The organism is Zhongshania aquimaris (genome assembly GCF_019312595.1).
Classification (GTDB): Bacteria; Pseudomonadota; Gammaproteobacteria; order Pseudomonadales; family Spongiibacteraceae; genus Spongiibacter; species Spongiibacter aquimaris.
The window spans coordinates 424,494-441,474 of record NZ_JAHWDQ010000003.1; the positions used below are offsets into that span (position 1 = coordinate 424,494).

The following is a 16,981-nucleotide window of genomic DNA, read 5'->3' on the forward strand; positions in this document are numbered from 1 at the left end:
TCTTTGATACCCAATGAAGCTGTACGAAAAGCTGGCCATGGAAATCGCCAATATGATTGAAAGTGGCGTACTAAAATCTGATGAGCGCATCCCGTCTGTTCGCCACATTAGTAAAACCTATAAAGCCAGCGTGTCTACGGTATATCAAGCGTATTTCTTACTTGAAAATCGCGGTCTAATCTATTCGAAACCTAGATCCGGCTTCTTTGTCTGCACACAGCCAGACCACACCCTACCAGTCAAAAATCAGACGACGCTTGTGCCGAAGACAAGCACAATTGAGATCAGCGATTTGGTATTCTCTGTACTAAAATCACTTCGCGACCCCAAGATTTTTCCACTTGGCTCAGCGTTTCCGAGCCCAGAATTTTTTCCTTTGAGACGATTATCTAAGTCCCTAGCAAAGGCCACCAAAGATATCGACATGAACGATGTCGTTGCACATCTGCCGCAGGGGAATCTCGCACTGCGACGCCAAATTATTCAACGTTACGCCGCAAATCAGATCCAAATCCCCCTTGAGGAAGTGATCATTACCGACGGCGCTCTTGAGGCTTTAAATCATTGTCTGCAAGCAGTAACAAAACCGGGAGATCTCATCGCCGTTGAATCTCCAGCGTTTTATGCCTGTCTTCAAGCGGTAGAGAGACTACAACTAAATGCGGTAGAAATACCCTGCACCGAGGACGGAATTGATCTAGCATTTTTGTCCGCCGCCCTCAAAGAGCACCCGATAAAAGCATGCTGGTTTATGACGAACTTCCAAAACCCGAGTGGTATCAGCACATCTGACAACAAAACACAGACGCTCGTTGAAATGTTAACTGAACACCAAATACCACTGATAGAAGATGATGTTTACGGGGAGCTCTACTACAACGATCAGCAGCCAAAACCAGCCAAAGCCTTCGATCGCGAAGGCTGGGTAATGCACTGCAAGTCATTTTCAAAAAGTCTCGCCCCGGGCTACCGAGTAGGCTGGGCTGCCGCAGGGCGATTCCACCAACAGGTAGAACGACTTAAATTAATGACGACGCTATCGACATCGATGCCTGCGCAAGTCGCAATCGCAGACTATCTGCAATTCGGTGGCTACGAAAGACACTTGCGAAAACTGCGGATCACTCTGCAACAGCAATACGATCTCATGCGTGCAGCGGTAGTTACATACTTCCCCGCCAGCACCTTAATCACGCCAATTTCAGGCGGCTATTTCCTGTGGCTGGAATTGCCAAAATCTGTAAACTCGTTAGATCTTCTTAATTCAGCGTTACGCAGAAATATCAGTATTGCCCCCGGCCCCATTTTCTCGGCCAGCAAACAGTATCGAAACTACATACGACTAAACTTCGCTTGCAGCCCGTGGACGCCCGACATGGACAAGGCCGTAAAGAAACTCGGCAGTTTGGTATATGAGCAAATCTGATATGGTCTTTTTATGGCTAACTGCACCTGCTTTTGCAAACCCAAATCAGCTAGAGTGACTTTATTGTCGAACAAGACAAATTGGCTAGATCATCACCAAACGCTGAACAATCAGCGGAGTAGACATCATGGAACAGGCAGAAAAAAGTACCACGTCGAAACACGCTAAGAAGCCCTTCGGCTTTTTTGACGCTATCTCACAAGCTTTCTCACTCATTTTTGCACTGCAAAATCATTCTGGCCGGAAAAAACTACTAGACCTTGCTGAATCAAACCCCAAGCCATTAATTTTGTCCGGGGTTTTTGCCGCCATTATCTTCTTTCTTTTTTGCTTTATCAGTTCGCAAATCGTAATTCGCGTACTACTACACTAGCGCAAGCGGTAAGACTAAAATACTTGACCGCCAGCCTGAGCAATATGTTCCGACCAAGCTCAATGAACGAAGCTAACTACCAAGCAAAGGACAAAGACGCGAAGACTTTACGGCCAGACTTTTGCCGCGCGTTATATGAGCCAGGGAAAAACACGGTATCTAAGACCTGATTCAAGACTTTCTCATCGGTCAAATTACTACCGCCCAATGTTAGCGCCCAGCGCTGATCCCACGCACCAATGCTAATGCGTGCTGATATTTGCGAGAAGCCTTCCAGATAGCTATTGGGATCTAAATCACCGTCAGTGAATTGATTACCCTGATATAAATAATCCACACTAGCTCGCATCGCTAAGCCAAAGACTGGCAATGTCAACGTGGGTGTAAAACTGGCGCTTTGTTCCGGCGCGAAAGCAATACGCTTACCGCTCAAATCCTGATTAGAATTTAAGCCACTGGTTACTGGTGCCGGCGCATTTGGGTAGCTGTCATACTTGGCATCAAGTAAGCCCAAAGAACCCGCAATGGTCAGTGGCTCAAAGGGGGTTAGCCACACGAAGTCCATTTCTAAACCGCGAGAAATGGCTGACGCCGCATTAGTCACGTCAAAGAAGGCGCCGTTAAATGCCAGCACCTGCAAATTATCAAACTGAGTTTGGTAAACCCCCGCATTTAAACGCAGGGTATTGTCGAAGAACTCGCCCTTAAAACCGGCTTCTATTGTCGCCGCTTCTTCGGGATCGAAGCCCAAATCTTCACCGCCAAACGAGGAGGCATTGAAGCCACCGCTTTTATAGCCTCTGGAATAGGTCAAAAAGACATTGCTGTCACTATTCAAATAATATTGAAACGACAGCTTGGGCGACACATCGGTTTCCTTACGACTGAGTCCACGCTCGTCGTAATCCTCTGCGCTCAAGGCCAGCTCCATCAAACAGGGCGTCCCCAAGGCAGCGGTTTGGCAAAAACCCGCGCCACTGGCGTCCGCCACTTTTTGCTCGCGACTAAAACGAATACCAGGAGTAATAATAAACTGATCGGTTAAGGCCCAGGTCATTTGCGCAAAAATAGCCTGCGCATCAACGTTCAATAGATAATCTAGTTGCAGATAATCGTCACCAATGGCGGCGCCGGTAATGTCGCTAATCAAGCCAATACCAGCAAGGTTTAAGCCGCCCAACAAACCACCGCTTGATACACTCGTTTGACCTGACACCAACTGCAGCGCGTCGTCGGTTAACAAATAGGCACCAAAGTCACTGCCAGCGGTAATTTGCGTTTGCTGGCTAAAGCGGGAGTCAAAGAAGTAGGCGCCAACAACAAATTCAACACCGGAACCAATACCAAACAAATTGTCTGCCGTACCACTAAAACGCAGTTCGGCAGATTGCTGCTCGTAGTCGGACACCACTTCTAAAATAGCGAGATTCGCGGGCGAGGTATCTAAATCAACCAAACTGTCTATGGTTAATTCAGTATCCGCCAATACCAAAACCATATTGAGATTATTTAGGGCGCCAACCGGACCAATATCCCAATCGGTTTTAAGACTAAGTGTGTCTGAGGTTTTATCTAAAAATCCATCTTGGTCGTAGGAGCTAGTAAAGTTGTAGGGATCGTCCTCAATATTGGGATCATAATTTTTCAGAAAATCAGTTGTGCCCTCGTCCAGATTCATTAACTGGAGGCCCCAATAGTTGGCTGAGGTTTCCGAGGTAACAGCCATTAGCTCCACGGAGACATTTTCCGAAGGTAGAAATAGTAATTTGAGTCGCTGGGCGTTTTGTTCGTGCTCGTCATCTTGGCGATTCAAAAACTGGTTGTGTAGCTGGCCGTCGCGACTTATATCTTGAGCGGCAACACGAACACCGAACCAGTCAGTGACCATTCCGCCAATACCGCCTTCATAACTGACTTCATCGGGATCGGTCTTATTAACACGAAAATCGGCTGAAAATTCTTCCGTCGGACCTTTTGTAGTGACGTTAAATACACCCGCGATGGTGTTTTTTCCAAACAGCGTGCCCTGCGGGCCGCGCAAGACCTCTACCCTCGCGATATCGAACATACCTTCGTTGTAATATGAGGGTCGGTTAAAAAACACCTCGTCTTGCACAAAACCAACCGAACTATCAAACGCAGAGTTCAGCGGGTTGGAGCCAAAGCCGCGGATATTAATTTGCGCCAGGGCGGGGTCGGTGTCTGATGAGAACCGCACATTGGGAATATACGGGGCGATGTCTTGCAGGCCGGTTGCGCCAACTTCGCGCATAAAATCACCGCTGACCGCCGTTAGCGAAATGGGTACATCTTGTGAAGACTGCTCCACTTTTTGGGCGCTGACCACCACCTCTTCCAGCATACGGCGCCCGGAGGACTCGGCATTGTGGCCGGACACCGCATCTGCGGCCAAGCTTGTTTGCGCCACACAACTCGCTAAACCGAGGGCACACCAACGCACCGTATTAACCGTCAACATCGTTATTAGCCTTTATTTATTATTATGTATCGCCAGCGCTGTGAAGCGCCAACATTGTCAATTATGTTTACATTATTAACGTGTCAGCAAGCCGCCGTCAAGTGCTCACCACTCAGTTCGAGCGCGGTGTTAAACAAACAAATTCCGCTGGACAATCACCGGCCCACAATGTCAACATAATTGACAATTAAATAAGGAGAGTCGCACCGTGATCGACCTGCATACCGTTCCTACGCCCAATGGCCATAAAATTTCTATCGCGCTCGAAGAGTTAGGTCTTGAATACAATGTGATTCCCTACGACATCAGTGTAGGCGATCAATTTAAGCCTGAGTTGCTCGCGCTGAATCCCAACAACAAACTACCGGTGCTAGTAGACCACGACCCCATATCTGGCAGTGACGAGCCCATGGTGATCTTTGAAACTGGCGCCATACTGATCTATCTGGCGGAAAAGACCGGCAAGTTGATGGCAAAGGACCCGGTCACACGCTTTCAGCAATTACAGTGGCTGATGTTCCAGGTAGCGGGCGTTGGCCCAATGCAGGGTCAAGCCCACCATTTTATTCGCTACGCCCGTGTGCAGCAGGATTACGCCCGCGAACGCTACGTGAATGAAAGCATGCGTCAATGCCGTGTACTGGAAGGTCAGCTTCAAAACCAGGACTATCTAGCTGGCGATTATTCGATTGCCGATATTGCCTGCTGGCCGTGGCTGCGCGCCCTGCCCTTGATCGATATTCACTTAGACAAAGACTTTCCCCAACTGCACGACTGGTTTACACGCATAGAGCAGCGCCCTGCGGTAGAGCGTGGTAAAGATTTAATCCACGGCTGGGTTTATAAGCTGCCGCCGAATTTCAAAATGGAATTAGATGAAAAGACGTGGTCTTATTCCTTTGGCGAAGAACAATATCGCCAACGCTAATTACATTGCTACCGAGGAGCTCCCATGCAGGACTTATTTTCTATTGCTGGCAAAACGGCATTGGTGACCGGCGGTTCCCGCGGCATTGGCGCGATGATCGCCGAGGGCTTCCTTCGCGCTGGCGCCAAGGTCTATATCACCTCGCGCAAAGCTGAAGAACTGGAAACCACTCGCGCACGACTTGCCGAGCTGGGCGAGTGTATCGCGATCCCCTCTGATTTATCGCAACTCGACGGCATCAGCAAGCTGGCGAAAGAGATCAGTGCAAGGGAGACCAAGCTCGACATTCTCATCAATAACGCTGGCGCAACATGGGGCGCACCCATCGACGAATTCCCAGAGAGTGGCTGGGACAAAGTGATGGACCTCAACGTTAAATCGGTGTTTTTCCTGACTCAAAAATTACTTCCTTTACTGCGCGCCAGCGCAAGCAAAGACGACCCCGCCCGCATTGTAAATTTGGCATCTGTTTATGCCTTGCGCTATTCACAGCAGCCTACTTTCTCATACTCGGCCAGCAAAGCAGCCGTGGTTCAGCTCACGCAACAACTAGCGGCCAGTTTGGTTAAAGAACATATCAATGTGAATGCCATCGCGCCGGGTTTATTCCCCAGCAATATGACTGCGTATTTGATGGAAGACGAAGAGGCCTTAAACAACAACATCCCCATGAACCGCATGGGCAAGCTGGAAGATGCCGCCGGCACCGTGATTTATTTATGCTCTAGAGCCTCGTCTTATATGACCGGGGGGCTTCTGGTAATAGACGGCGGCTCAGTTATTAGCGCTGGCTAAACCGCCGCGAATCAAAAATAAAATTAGAGTCGGCTATGAATAAACCCCTCAACAATATTCGTGTTTTAGATTTGACCCACATGCTGTCTGGCCCCTTTTGCACAATGACGCTGGCAGACTTAGGTGCAGATTTAATTAAAGTCGAACCGATTGGCGGAGAAGGCACACGTAAATTGCTTGCCAGCGATCCCAAAAATTCGATCGACGGCATGGGCGCGTATTTCATTACCTTAAACCGCAATAAACGCAGCATCGCCATCGACTTAAAATGCGAAGACGGTCTGCGCATTTTTTATGATTTGGTTAAAACGGCAGATGTTGTTATTAATAATTACGCCGCAGGCGTACCCGCTAAACTCAAAATTGATTACGCGCATTTATCTGTAGTGAATCCCCGCATCATCACCTGCTCTATCACCGGCTTTGGGGAAAGCGGGCCGGGTGCAAACCGCCCCGCTTTTGACCAAGTCGCTCAGGCCTACGGCGGCGGCATGTCGATTACCGGCACCGATGCTAACCAGCCTATGCGCGCGGGTATTCCCATCGGCGATTTAGGCGGCGGCATGTTCGGCATTATGGGGGTGATGAGCGCCATTATCGAACGGTATAGCTCTGGCCTGGGCCAGCACGTTGATATCTCAATGTTAGACGTGCAAGTCTCGCTCTTAAATTATATGGCCACCATGCACTGTTTATCCGGCGAGACCCCCCACCCCATTGGCAACAGCCACTTTGTACATGTTCCCTACAATTGCTATCCAACGGCTGATGGGCATATTGTGATTTGCGTGCTTACCGACAATTTTTGGCAAAATCTAAAAATCTTGGTGAACTGCGCGGAATTAGATAAACCAGAATACGACGACCAACCCGGTCGACTAGCCGACAAGGAATTTATCGATAAAACGTTAGCCGATATTTTCCGGCTAGACACCAGCGCCAACTGGTTAACAAAATTAAACGCGGCGCGCATTCCGGTAGCGCCGGTCAATAACTTTGCCCAGGCCTTAAGCGACCCGCAGATACAGCACCGCAATATGCTGGTTGAGTTAAAACACCCTGCGGGCAAAAGTACAAAAGGCCCCGGCAACCCCATCAAACTTTCGCGAAGCGGTGAAGAGTCCTTCTCGGCGGCGCCACTGCTCGGGCAGAATACCGACGAAATCATGGCAGAATTAGCGAATTACAGCACTGCGGATACCGCAAACCTGAAGGCCGCTGGTATCATTGCCTGATAACTCGCCTCACAAATAGAAGCATACGGACTCCCCGATGGCAGAAAAAATCATCATCAATGACGTTGGCCCCCGCGATGGTTTGCAAAACCAAGCCGTCATTCTTGAGCCTCAGCAGCGTGTTGCACTGATTCATGCCCTCATCGCCGCGGGTGTAAAACATATTGAAGTGGGTTCTTTCGTGTCCCCTGCTGCCGTGCCCGCCATGAGCGGTACCGCGGACGTCATTGCCGCTTTGCCTAAAGGGGATTTTCACTTCTCGGCATTGATTCCAAACCTAAAAGGGTATGAGTTAGCCAAAGCCTCTGGTATCGATACGGTTAGCCTTGTGATTGCCGCCAGCAATACTATGAACGAAAAGAATATCCGCATGAGCAATAGCCAGGTCATGAGCTTTGCAAAAGATGTGCTGGGCAGAAGTCATACCGATGAGTTAATTACCCTCGCCTGCATTGCCACGGCGTGGGAGTGCCCGTTTGAAGGCCTGATACCAGAAAATACCGTCATCGACTTATGCGCCGAACTGTTCGCGGCTGGCGCACAGGAAGTCGTGCTCGCCGACACCATTGGCGCAGCCTCACCGGGGCAGGTGAGGTCTCTTATGACGAAACTGGTGAGTGAGTTCGGCGCGCACCGTCTGTCCTGCCATTTTCACGACACCCGCGCCATGGGTGTTGCCAATTTGTACGCGGCGGTGGAATGCGGCATTCGCAAGTTCGACTCATCGATTGGCGGCCTAGGCGGCTGTCCTTTCGCACCGGGCGCCTCCGGCAATGTTGCCACCGAAGACGTGGTGTTAATGCTCAATCAAATGGGCTTCGACACCGGTATCGATTTAGGCAAGCTCATTACAGCCGCAGATTTAGTAGCCGCACAAACTCGCACCAACACCAGCGCCAACTCGGCAAAATGGATTAAACGCCAGGTTGAGAAAGGATTGCTCTAGCGCTAAACCAAAGCCGCTAACATCAGTGTAAGATTCCTCTTCCCCAATTTGGTCATGGAGATTCATCACAGCTAAGAGTACAATGAGACTCATTACCATTTGCTGCATGAAAAATCCTGTTATGAACCTATCTCAGCTGCCTAAAGGTGGCCAAGCAACCGTATTAAGCGTCATCGATGACTGCGCACACGATGCCATTGCCCACCGCCTCCGCGAGCTGGGCTTTGTGGTCGGCGCCTCTGTAAAGATTCTCGCAAAGGGGTTTTTAGGTGGGAATCCGCTAGTTGTGCGCGTTGGTAACACACGCTTCGCACTGCGCAAAAAGGAAGCGCAACGCATTCAAGTCGTGACAAGTTTATGAGTCTAGCAGTACCTGCAAACCACCGCATTGCCTTGGTGGGCAACCCCAATTGCGGCAAGACAGCGCTTTTTAATTTGCTAACCGGCAGTAAACAAAAAGTCGCCAATTACGCCGGTGTCACCGTTGAACGCAAAGAGGGGCTTTGTCGTGTCAACGACGAGTTCAGCCTTCAAATTTTGGATTTACCCGGTGCCTACAGCTTAACCGCAACGAGCCCAGACGAAGCGGTTACCCGAGATGTGCTGGGCGGCAAGTATCACGGCGAAGCGCAACCAGAACTCATTGTCTGTGTGATGGATGCCACTAATCTTGGCCTGCACCTGCGCTTTGCACTTGAACTGACCGCACTGGGTCAACCAATGATCATCGCGCTGAACATGATGGACAGTGCCCGCCGGCAAGGCATCAACATCGACACCGACGGACTTGCCGATGAGCTGGGAATACCCGTTGTAGAAACCGTTGCTGTCCAAAGAAACGGCGCCAAACCACTGCTAGATCAGCTCTCAAAGCAGCATTGGCGAATACCAACACAGATAGAAGACCGAGATCTGGACGCGCGCCATGAGCGCGTTAAAGGCATGTTAGAGAACTATGTATCACGTTGCGGAGAAGAGCGAAATTCCAGCATCGATGATCACCTCGACGCCCTACTGCTCAATCCCGTCAGCGGTCTATTCATTCTCGCAGCAATCTTATTTTTTATGTTCCAAGCGGTGTTCTCTTGGGCCGCGCCCTTGATGGACGGCATTACCAGCGGCATCGAGCAGATCGGCACATTTGTCACTGCACCTATCACACCGGGCTCTGCGCTCTACAGCTTGATTAACGAGGGAATTATTGCGGGCCTGGGCAATGTCTTAGTTTTTCTGCCGCAGATATTAATCCTTTTCCTTTTTATTCTCTTGCTGGAGGAGTCTGGCTACCTCCCCCGCGCCGCCTATTTGCTAGACAAAATTATGTTCAATGCGGGCCTGACCGGCCGCGCGTTTATCCCCTTGTTGTCTAGCTTTGCCTGCGCCATCCCCGGAATAATGGCAACTCGCAGCATTCAAGACCCGCGCGACCGAATGACAACAATACTGGTGGCACCGCTGATGACCTGTTCCGCGCGGCTACCCGTCTACACCCTGCTGATCGCGGCGTTTATTCCAAGACAACAGGTTGCTGGGCTGTTCAATCTTCAGGGCTTGGTGCTATTTGCGCTCTACTTTGCCGGCATTTTAAGCGCCTTGTTGGTGGCCTATATTATGAAATGGCTGCGTCGCGATAAAAGCGAGCACGCTCTTCTAATGGAGCTGCCCGCCTATCGCATACCCAACCCACGCGACGTCGCCATGGGTTTAATGCAAAGGGCCAAGATTTTTCTGCGCCGCGTGGGCGGTATTATTTTTGCGCTCACCGTTTTGCTATGGGCGTTCTGCACCTTTCCCAGTGCGCCAAGCGACTATGTCGGCACGGCGATCGACTACAGTATTGCCGGTCGCCTGGGGCAAATGATCTCTGTGGTATTTGAACCCATCGGCTTTAACTGGCAAATATGTATCGCGTTAATTCCGGGCTTGGCGGCGCGTGAAGTGGCGGTGTCAGCTCTCGGCACCGTTTACGCCATGTCCGGCAGTGACGATATGATCAGCCAGAAACTTGGCGAATTAATCGCCCAACAATGGTCATTACCCACCGCCTTATCGCTATTGGCCTGGTTTGTTTTTGCACCGCAATGCATTTCGACGCTGGCGGTTATTCGCCGTGAAACCAACTCTTGGCGGGTGATGGGCTTTGCCGTTTTTTATCTCTTTGCACTGGCGTACATAGCGTCATTTTTGGTTTTCCAACTCAGCACCGCGCTACTTAACTGACGAGGCGAAGATGTTCCAAGACACGATTCAATATTTCATACTCTCTTCCATTCTGCTAGTCAGCTTGGCTATCAGCCTGCGCCATCTCTTCCCGCAGCTAACAGGCTTGTATCTCGACAAACTCGCCAATCTGTTACTGCAGCCGCAACGCGCCGCCGTATTTCATTTCGCCGGCAAACGGCTGCGCCTAAACCAACTCAAAGCGGGTAGCTGCGGCAGCAGTGGCTGTAGTAGTTGTCAGGCATGCGGCCAAGCACTCTCGCAAAATGACGGTGATGGGGAGCAAATTCTTAGCGTTAAAATAAATACCAGCGGGAATTAAATTAGAACTTCGGTACAGGTCGCCTAAACGGCAGCATAACCACGCGGAGTCACGAGTAAGTTAATAAAACCCTCGTTGCTTGGCTCTTGCGCCAGCTCCTCAACCCAGTCACTCAAGTGCTTGGCTTGCGCGGGAATCAATCGATGTTCGATGTGATCGATAATGTGGTACTGCATTCCAAAACTCTCTAGCAATTCGATAAGCTGATGGCCATCAGCTCCCGAATGGCGAATCCCGTAAGGGCAAAATTCCAAAATAATACAGAGGTGCTCGCTATTGGCAGCAATGAGATTCCGCAGTCCATTTACCACAAAATACTCGGCGCCCTGAGTATCTATTTTTAAAAAATCTATATGTTGGGTTTGGGGTTCAAGGTGTTGATCGCCGTGCACCAACCGAATAGAACGGCTATGGCGTTCACCGCCGTCCGAATAAATACGATGGTCACCAAAGTTATCAGACGACAGAAACAACTTGCCGTCTTCGTTGCGGTCACTTAGTGCTAAAGGATGAAGCACCACGTTGTCCAACTGATTCAGGCTGACGTTTTCCTGTAACAAGGCAAAGTTCTCGACGTCCGGCTCGTAAGCTATAACTTGGCCTTCTTGCCCTGCAATCGAGCTGGCCAATAAAGTGTAATAACCGATATTGGCACCGATATCGAGAAAGACCCCACTGGGGCGAAAGTGGGTGACGACGAGATGGGTTTCGTAGGGTTCCCAGCACTGCTCATTACGCAGCTTTTCAGAAATGATGGTGTCGTTTGCGCCGTGAACATTCATTGTCAGCCGCTTACCCAAACCCGATATATTAAGTTCAACGAGCTGCGCGGCGCCGTTCGCCTGAATCTGATTATTATCAGCCATTATCCCTACCCTATGTGAAATTCGGGTAGTCAGCCCAGTAGTATTGCAGGTTGGCATTCTGCCAGTTTGCATAAATTTGCGGCCAACTTAAGCCATCGATGCGCCAGCCGTGATGCGGCTCCAAATTACTGGAGAATACCGGTGCGCCGTAGTCACAAAAGCGAGTGTCGACACTCATTCGCACAACCGCGTCGCTAATGTTGGGCTGCGCGGCGTGCACGGTAAACGCGTTGAATATAATGACGTCGCCTTGACTCACATCAGACACATGCCACGTATTTTCGTCCGGGTAAATCTCGCACTGAACATTGCCGACACCAGGAGATTTTACGACTTCCCGCATACCGCGTTTATGCGAAGCAGGCAGTATTTTGAGGCGGCCCATTTCAGTTGAAATATCATGCAGAGCAACCCAGATACCCGCCATGGTGCTCGGCGCAACATGAGAGCGGGCATCCTGATGGGGCGGCGTTTCGTAACCGACCTTTTTGGGCGTTGATATTCGCGCCATTTTCATGGGGTATACAAATACCTCACTGTTACTGACGGTGCGCATCAGCTGCAGAAGATGAGGATCGTGGAAGAAACCATGAAAAGATTCCAAGGCTTGGATTTTAGGATATACCTCGTCCCAAATCCCATCGGTTTCTACAAAGGCGTCACCGGTAAGCACGGGCAATTGCCGGGATTCATCCAGCGCGACGTGAGGCGATAAGCGAGAGAGGATATCGCCTAGCAAGGCTTCACATTTTGAGGCGGCCGCATATTGTTTGAAATAGAGATAACCCCACTCCTGAAACCGGCTGCGAAGAATTTCCGGCGCCTCATTGACGTCGGAAACGATAAGTGCTTGATCACTGGCCATGAAGATGGATGCCAATTAAGTAAGGGGATTTAGCGTAAAATAATCCCTCCGATTTTACGCAAGTCAGAATCGGAACGCTAATATTTATCTATTAACATCTAGACAGGTAATTGCTCTTCTATCCTGGCCGCGACAACATGCGCCCACCATCGTCGGACAGCAGATTAGTGGCTACTAGATCTTATGTCTGTAGCGCGAATTAAAATGTCACACCTTCCCTGGCGTGACGTTCAGTCAGGCTCGGGAGCCTCACTAAACTCTTTTAAAAGACGTATTACACTCAAGGCGCCGCTGCGTTCTCGACCGGCGTCAAACTTAGAGTCCAATCAAACACATCTTCATCAAAATCCCCACCGACACAGATCAAAATTTCTGAGCACGGCGATTGACCTGAAATGGTAATTTGCTGAGTAATGGGGTCGACTGTATACGTATCGATCCTGGCATTAGGATCTTCGACAACGTCTTGCGGCACTAAAAACCCGGCATTGTCGTACAAGGTTTCGTTATACTTCGGTGTAAATAAACGCATCATATCCCGAAGCGTTATTTGTTGCTGATCCTGTAGCAATGTAAATCCGCTAGCAGCGGCGTACTCATAATCGTCATCACAGGGTACTTGAGTGCCATCAAAGTTAGTAATATCAGGCGTTCGCTTATCATTTTGCACACCGATCAATGTCGCCTCATGTCCGCGCCACAACCCCGTTTCACCACGCCGCTCTTCCCAGGTGATGTCGCCAACAAAACTTACTTCTGATTGGTAATTGCAGCCCGCGCTAGATTCAATGGGAGGGTATTCGCTGCGCTGATTATATGCGGTAAAGGTAAGATGCACTTTTTGTGCGGGCAAGACTTTAGCTTCTTCAAAGCTCGACGAAATAGCAGGAAAACTATGCACGATACTCGGGTTAGTAACAGAAACATTCGCTAAATTGAATATAAAGAACTTAACTTCTACTTTTTTCCACGCGGTGAGATTTGAATAATTCAGATCTAAAGCCTGTAGTGGCAGCCAAAGACTGGTTCTATTCGCGTCACTATAAAACGCCCCCAGCACACCTACTTCGTCCCACACTACGGCGTTATTCACAAGTATCGTGCCTCGCCACTCATCGGGATCGACTAATGTGGTGACCGTGTATTCACTGCCGTCTGACGAGGTGCCGGTAATGCGGTAGGCAAGCCCCAGGCTCTCGTCTAGCAGCTTCGCTCGATCTAAACCAAACAAGTTTATTTTCAGTTGCGGATTATCGCTGAGAACATCATCTACCCAGATATAGGATTGGGCTATGCCGATACCGCTCTGGCTAGTATCTGACGCCGTAAAATCAAAGAAAGGCTGCGCGCCATAGGGCAAGTCATACCGTGGCAGTGATTGACCATCTGCCAAGGTATCAATGGTCACTGCCTCGGCATTATCGTCTTCCGCATCGTACACATTTGAATAATAGGTCCTGCCGCCGATATGCGCATTAAAGGCCGGTATTGGCAGGCCTCGCTGCGCTTTTGCATACTCACTATTAATTGACTGGCTTAAATGCTCGAACGCATCTGCAGCTGGCACAAGCTCATCAATGCTCAAGGAAGCCAGTAGCGCGAGCACATCTTCATGAGCAGCGAAATTCGCATCGCTGAAATCGAGACCGTCGGCAGCGACACTAGTCAAGACATCAGCAGTTTCGCTTGAAACTTCAATACCGTTGACTGGATCCGCGTCATTGTCCAGCGTTTGCAAAAGACGTGCGAGGTTGATAACGGCGGTATCGGACAGGTCTGTCGTGCCGAATAATTCAAGTGGCGTGATTAATTCGCCACCTTCCGACTTGCCGATGAACGATTCGCCAATATAAAAGCTTATTTCCTGGCCTTGCAAATAGGTGAACTTACCATCGGCATCTGTAGTGCCTGATGTGGATGCGGTTTTATAGGTAAGCCCTGACACTGAACTATCAATAAAAAAGCCGCTTAATGGCGTTTCAATATCCGGAATCGGGTTTGGTTCTGGATCGGGAACTGATGGAGGTGAAGCGCCGCCTCCCGAGGAACCACCGCCACACGCGGTAATTAGCAGCATCAGATTCATTGCGCTTAACAACTTAATATTCATGATCTACATCTCGATATTTTATCGTACTGTCAGAATACGAAGACCCCAGACATGTGGGCAGCAATTATAAGAGTCGTTAGAATATGTGTTTCATCCAAAAAGATGAAAATGGCTATGCGTTGTAATATCAGAAGAAAACACCGCGATTAACTGTATGTTTTTTGCACAGAAAGCCACATCTGCCAGCAGAGCACACAAACTATAAAGACAATTAAGCATTTGTTATAAATAGATTTTTAATTTACTTCGGCTTAAGTATTGAGTTATAACACTCAGGCCTTTCATCTATCTGGATGGAATATACATTTCAATAGCCGGCTCCGGGCGCCGGCTGATATTGCGGTAGAAGTGAGACGTAGTGGAAACCCTGAACAAATTAACAAACCTGGTTTACCAAGCGGCACTCAATAGCGATTGGCACTCATTCTTAAATGAACTAATGACAGCAACCCAATCAAATATCGGCTGGCTGGTCATGACAGACCAGCACAGCTCAAGCCCTTTTTTCTCAGAATTTATTTCGACCGAAGACGGCTTCGACCACGATCTTTTTTTAAATCAATACATGCCCAGAATCGCCGAAGACCCCTTCTATGTTCACTCGCTCGATCAAACCGAATCAGCCTGTTTTCGAGGTTCTGATATAGTCTCTACAGAAAAATTGCCCAGCTACAGTTTATATCCACTGTTTGAGCAAGCAGGCTGTGAACATGTACTGGCCACCATTCCTGTAAGAGACAACGACTTAAACTCATTCACCGTGATGAACAGGCATAAGTTTAAAGAGGACTACTCCGTCGAGGATGTTCGCCTTATGGAAATGATGACACCACACATAAATCGCGCCTTTCATTTACACAATCTACTTTTACGCCAGCAACAGCAGATTTCGCTATATCAGGCAATTCTAGAGAAAAACCCAAACGCACTTATATTGTTGGACGATAAATTAAATCTAAAAATCACCAATAATGCAGCTAGTCACCTGTTACAAAATCAAAGTATTTTATTGGAAAGAAACGGTAAACTAAACTGCAAGAATGCATCGCACTTTAATCAAGTAAAGGAGTTTGTCGGCGCGACAATGGCATGGATACAAGCCAAAGCACCTGACCCCTTATCAATTCAATTAAGAGATGACGAAGACGCCCTGCGCCTTACAGCATACCCGGTGCACGCCGAAAGTGATTTTAATAATTACACTGATATGTGCTGTGTTATAGAAATAACAACCAGCAAACAACCTGATTGGTCACGAGTAAGTCAGGATTTGGATTTAACACCTAAAGAATTAAGGACGGTAAAACTTCTTTACAGCGGCATGGATTTGCACGGCATTGCAGCTCACGCGCACGTTTCGTTTAACACAGTAAAATCACAGTTGATGGCGGTCTATCGAAAAACCAATTTCAATAGCCAGCGCGAGCTCATGGCGAATTTAATTCAATATATTTAACTGGCCGCATTCGCAATTCAACAGCCAAAATTAGATTTACTGTGCAGTAGATGCACGCTGCACATGCCCCAATATTAAGCCCACCAGCTTTTCTAAAAGCGCCTCGGGCAAGTCGTGCCCCATTCCCGCAACCAATTCCAGGCGCGCATTAGGAATTCGACGGGCGGTATCTTTCGCCCCTCTCAGCGGCAGCATTGGATCTTTGTCTCCATGTATCACTAGTGTTGGCACTTTGATGTTGCGGAGTTTTTTTCTACGACTACCGCTCGCCATAATAGCCGCCATATGCCGGGCTTTTCCCGCAGGATAATGAGCGCGCTCGTAAGCCGCTTCAATTCTTACGCGCAATTGCTGCACTGGATCACCGAATTTGGGACTAGAAATTAATTGCCATGTTTTTAAAGAGTGGGCTATTTGCGCATCGCGATCTGGGGCGGCTTTATTCAATATATGCCAGAGTATTTTAGGTTTCATTCCCCCGTAGCTGGAACTCGACATTAATGACACCAAGGAGTTGACGCGCTCCGGATAATTTACAGCGAGCAATTGGGCGATCATACCGCCCATCGACGCGCCAACAATATGAGCGCTGGAAATACTTAAGGCATCTAGCAAGGCAACCGTATCGGCTGTCATATCATCTAAGGTGTAGGCGACCTTGAGAGGCAGTTTAATCTGCTGGCGCAGCCGCAGGGCAATAACATTCGGAACCGCTGCGTCATTCAATTTGGTCGATAATCCAACGTCGCGATTATCAAAACGAATAACGCGATAGCCACCATCCGCCAAGCGGTGGCAGAAGGATTCCGGCCACACAATTAACTGACTCGCATAACCCATAATGAGCAAAATGACGGGGGCATCTGGCGCGCCGATTTCTTCGTAGGCCATTTCAATGCCTTCGCTTACGGCAATGCGGCTGCGCGTCCACTCCATACCAAACATCCCCTAATGATGAGA

General features: G+C 49.1%; 15 protein-coding genes. 10 read left to right on the forward strand and 5 right to left on the reverse strand.

What is annotated here, in order from left to right:
- The first annotated feature begins 13 nt into the window (after positions 1-13).
- Positions 14-1,426 (forward strand): aminotransferase-like domain-containing protein, encoded by a 1,413-nt coding sequence (locus tag KXJ70_RS13545; protein ID WP_219044040.1) that lies wholly within the window; start codon positions 14-16, stop codon positions 1,424-1,426.
- 127 nt (positions 1,427-1,553) lie between these two features.
- Positions 1,554-1,799: a hypothetical protein gene (locus KXJ70_RS13550; protein ID WP_219044041.1), complete on the forward strand. Its 246-nt coding sequence runs from the start codon at positions 1,554-1,556 to the stop codon at positions 1,797-1,799.
- Positions 1,800-1,875: 76 nt separating this feature from the next.
- Here KXJ70_RS13550 and KXJ70_RS13555 read toward each other — a convergent pair whose 3' ends face one another.
- A complete protein-coding gene (locus KXJ70_RS13555) occupies positions 1,876-4,278 on the reverse strand; it encodes a TonB-dependent receptor (protein WP_219044042.1) in 2,403 nt (800 codons plus the stop codon).
- Between the two features lie 208 nt (positions 4,279-4,486).
- Between KXJ70_RS13555 and KXJ70_RS13560 the strand changes: the two genes are divergently transcribed.
- The 7 genes from KXJ70_RS13560 (at position 4,487) to KXJ70_RS13590 (ending at position 10,724) form a co-directional block, all read left to right on the forward strand.
- The gene (locus tag KXJ70_RS13560) at positions 4,487-5,206 is read left to right on the forward strand and encodes a glutathione S-transferase family protein (RefSeq protein ID WP_219044043.1); all 720 of its coding nucleotides are present in this window, start codon (positions 4,487-4,489) and stop codon (positions 5,204-5,206) included.
- 24 nt (positions 5,207-5,230) lie between these two features.
- Positions 5,231-6,001 carry an SDR family oxidoreductase gene (locus KXJ70_RS13565; RefSeq protein ID WP_219044044.1) on the forward strand — a complete coding sequence of 257 codons (771 nt, stop codon included), beginning with the start codon at positions 5,231-5,233 and terminating at the stop codon, positions 5,999-6,001.
- Positions 6,002-6,036: 35 nt separating this feature from the next.
- Positions 6,037-7,236, forward strand: coding sequence for a CaiB/BaiF CoA transferase family protein (locus KXJ70_RS13570; protein WP_219044045.1), 1,200 nt, complete (start codon positions 6,037-6,039; stop codon positions 7,234-7,236).
- Positions 7,237-7,273: 37 nt separating this feature from the next.
- Entirely contained in the window at positions 7,274-8,182 is a 909-nt protein-coding gene (locus KXJ70_RS13575; protein WP_219044046.1) for a hydroxymethylglutaryl-CoA lyase, read from the forward strand.
- 121 nt (positions 8,183-8,303) lie between these two features.
- Complete coding sequence (locus tag KXJ70_RS13580; protein WP_219044047.1) at positions 8,304-8,543, forward strand: FeoA family protein; 240 nt, start codon at positions 8,304-8,306, stop codon at positions 8,541-8,543.
- Entirely contained in the window at positions 8,540-10,402 is a 1,863-nt protein-coding gene (feoB, locus tag KXJ70_RS13585) for a ferrous iron transporter B (protein ID WP_219044048.1), read from the forward strand. Before KXJ70_RS13580 ends, feoB begins: the two co-directional genes overlap by 4 nt.
- A gap of 10 nt (positions 10,403-10,412) precedes the next feature.
- On the forward strand, positions 10,413-10,724 hold the full coding sequence (locus KXJ70_RS13590; RefSeq protein ID WP_219044049.1) for a DUF6587 family protein: 312 nt from the start codon (positions 10,413-10,415) through the stop codon (positions 10,722-10,724).
- 23 nt (positions 10,725-10,747) lie between these two features.
- Here the strand turns inward: KXJ70_RS13590 and KXJ70_RS13595 are convergent, their stop codons facing one another.
- From KXJ70_RS13595 to KXJ70_RS13605, 3 genes are all read right to left on the reverse strand, one after another.
- The gene (locus tag KXJ70_RS13595; protein WP_219044050.1) at positions 10,748-11,590 is read right to left on the reverse strand and encodes an FkbM family methyltransferase; all 843 of its coding nucleotides are present in this window, start codon (positions 11,588-11,590) and stop codon (positions 10,748-10,750) included.
- A 10-nt stretch (positions 11,591-11,600) separates the two neighbouring features.
- Complete coding sequence (locus KXJ70_RS13600) at positions 11,601-12,455, reverse strand: phytanoyl-CoA dioxygenase family protein (protein WP_219044051.1); 855 nt, start codon at positions 12,453-12,455, stop codon at positions 11,601-11,603.
- A gap of 280 nt (positions 12,456-12,735) precedes the next feature.
- Entirely contained in the window at positions 12,736-14,565 is a 1,830-nt protein-coding gene (locus tag KXJ70_RS13605) for a hypothetical protein (protein WP_219044052.1), read from the reverse strand.
- A 358-nt stretch (positions 14,566-14,923) separates the two neighbouring features.
- Between KXJ70_RS13605 and KXJ70_RS13610 the strand changes: the two genes are divergently transcribed.
- Positions 14,924-16,021 (forward strand): helix-turn-helix transcriptional regulator, encoded by a 1,098-nt coding sequence (locus KXJ70_RS13610; RefSeq protein ID WP_219044053.1) that lies wholly within the window; start codon positions 14,924-14,926, stop codon positions 16,019-16,021.
- Between the two features lie 36 nt (positions 16,022-16,057).
- Here the strand turns inward: KXJ70_RS13610 and KXJ70_RS13615 are convergent, their stop codons facing one another.
- Positions 16,058-16,957: an alpha/beta fold hydrolase gene (locus KXJ70_RS13615; protein WP_219044054.1), complete on the reverse strand. Its 900-nt coding sequence runs from the start codon at positions 16,955-16,957 to the stop codon at positions 16,058-16,060.
- Positions 16,958-16,981: the final 24 nt, after the last annotated feature.

Excerpts from the sequence above, each read along its gene's own strand:
- KXJ70_RS13545 (WP_219044040.1), top strand. The coding sequence starts at position 14 with ATGAAGCTGTACGAAAAGCTGGCCATGGAAATCGCCAATATGATTGAA.
- KXJ70_RS13550 (WP_219044041.1), top strand. The coding sequence starts at position 1,554 with ATGGAACAGGCAGAAAAAAGTACCACGTCGAAACACGCTAAGAAGCCC.
- KXJ70_RS13555 (WP_219044042.1), bottom strand. The coding sequence starts at position 4,278 with ATGTTGACGGTTAATACGGTGCGTTGGTGTGCCCTCGGTTTAGCGAGT.
- KXJ70_RS13565 (WP_219044044.1), top strand. The coding sequence starts at position 5,231 with ATGCAGGACTTATTTTCTATTGCTGGCAAAACGGCATTGGTGACCGGC.
- KXJ70_RS13570 (WP_219044045.1), top strand. The coding sequence starts at position 6,037 with ATGAATAAACCCCTCAACAATATTCGTGTTTTAGATTTGACCCACATG.
- KXJ70_RS13575 (WP_219044046.1), top strand. The coding sequence starts at position 7,274 with ATGGCAGAAAAAATCATCATCAATGACGTTGGCCCCCGCGATGGTTTG.
- KXJ70_RS13580 (WP_219044047.1), top strand. The coding sequence starts at position 8,304 with ATGAACCTATCTCAGCTGCCTAAAGGTGGCCAAGCAACCGTATTAAGC.
- feoB (WP_219044048.1), top strand. The coding sequence starts at position 8,540 with ATGAGTCTAGCAGTACCTGCAAACCACCGCATTGCCTTGGTGGGCAAC.
- KXJ70_RS13590 (WP_219044049.1), top strand. The coding sequence starts at position 10,413 with ATGTTCCAAGACACGATTCAATATTTCATACTCTCTTCCATTCTGCTA.
- KXJ70_RS13595 (WP_219044050.1), bottom strand. The coding sequence starts at position 11,590 with ATGGCTGATAATAATCAGATTCAGGCGAACGGCGCCGCGCAGCTCGTT.
- KXJ70_RS13600 (WP_219044051.1), bottom strand. The coding sequence starts at position 12,455 with ATGGCCAGTGATCAAGCACTTATCGTTTCCGACGTCAATGAGGCGCCG.
- KXJ70_RS13605 (WP_219044052.1), bottom strand. The coding sequence starts at position 14,565 with ATGAATATTAAGTTGTTAAGCGCAATGAATCTGATGCTGCTAATTACC.
- KXJ70_RS13615 (WP_219044054.1), bottom strand. The coding sequence starts at position 16,957 with ATGGAGTGGACGCGCAGCCGCATTGCCGTAAGCGAAGGCATTGAAATG.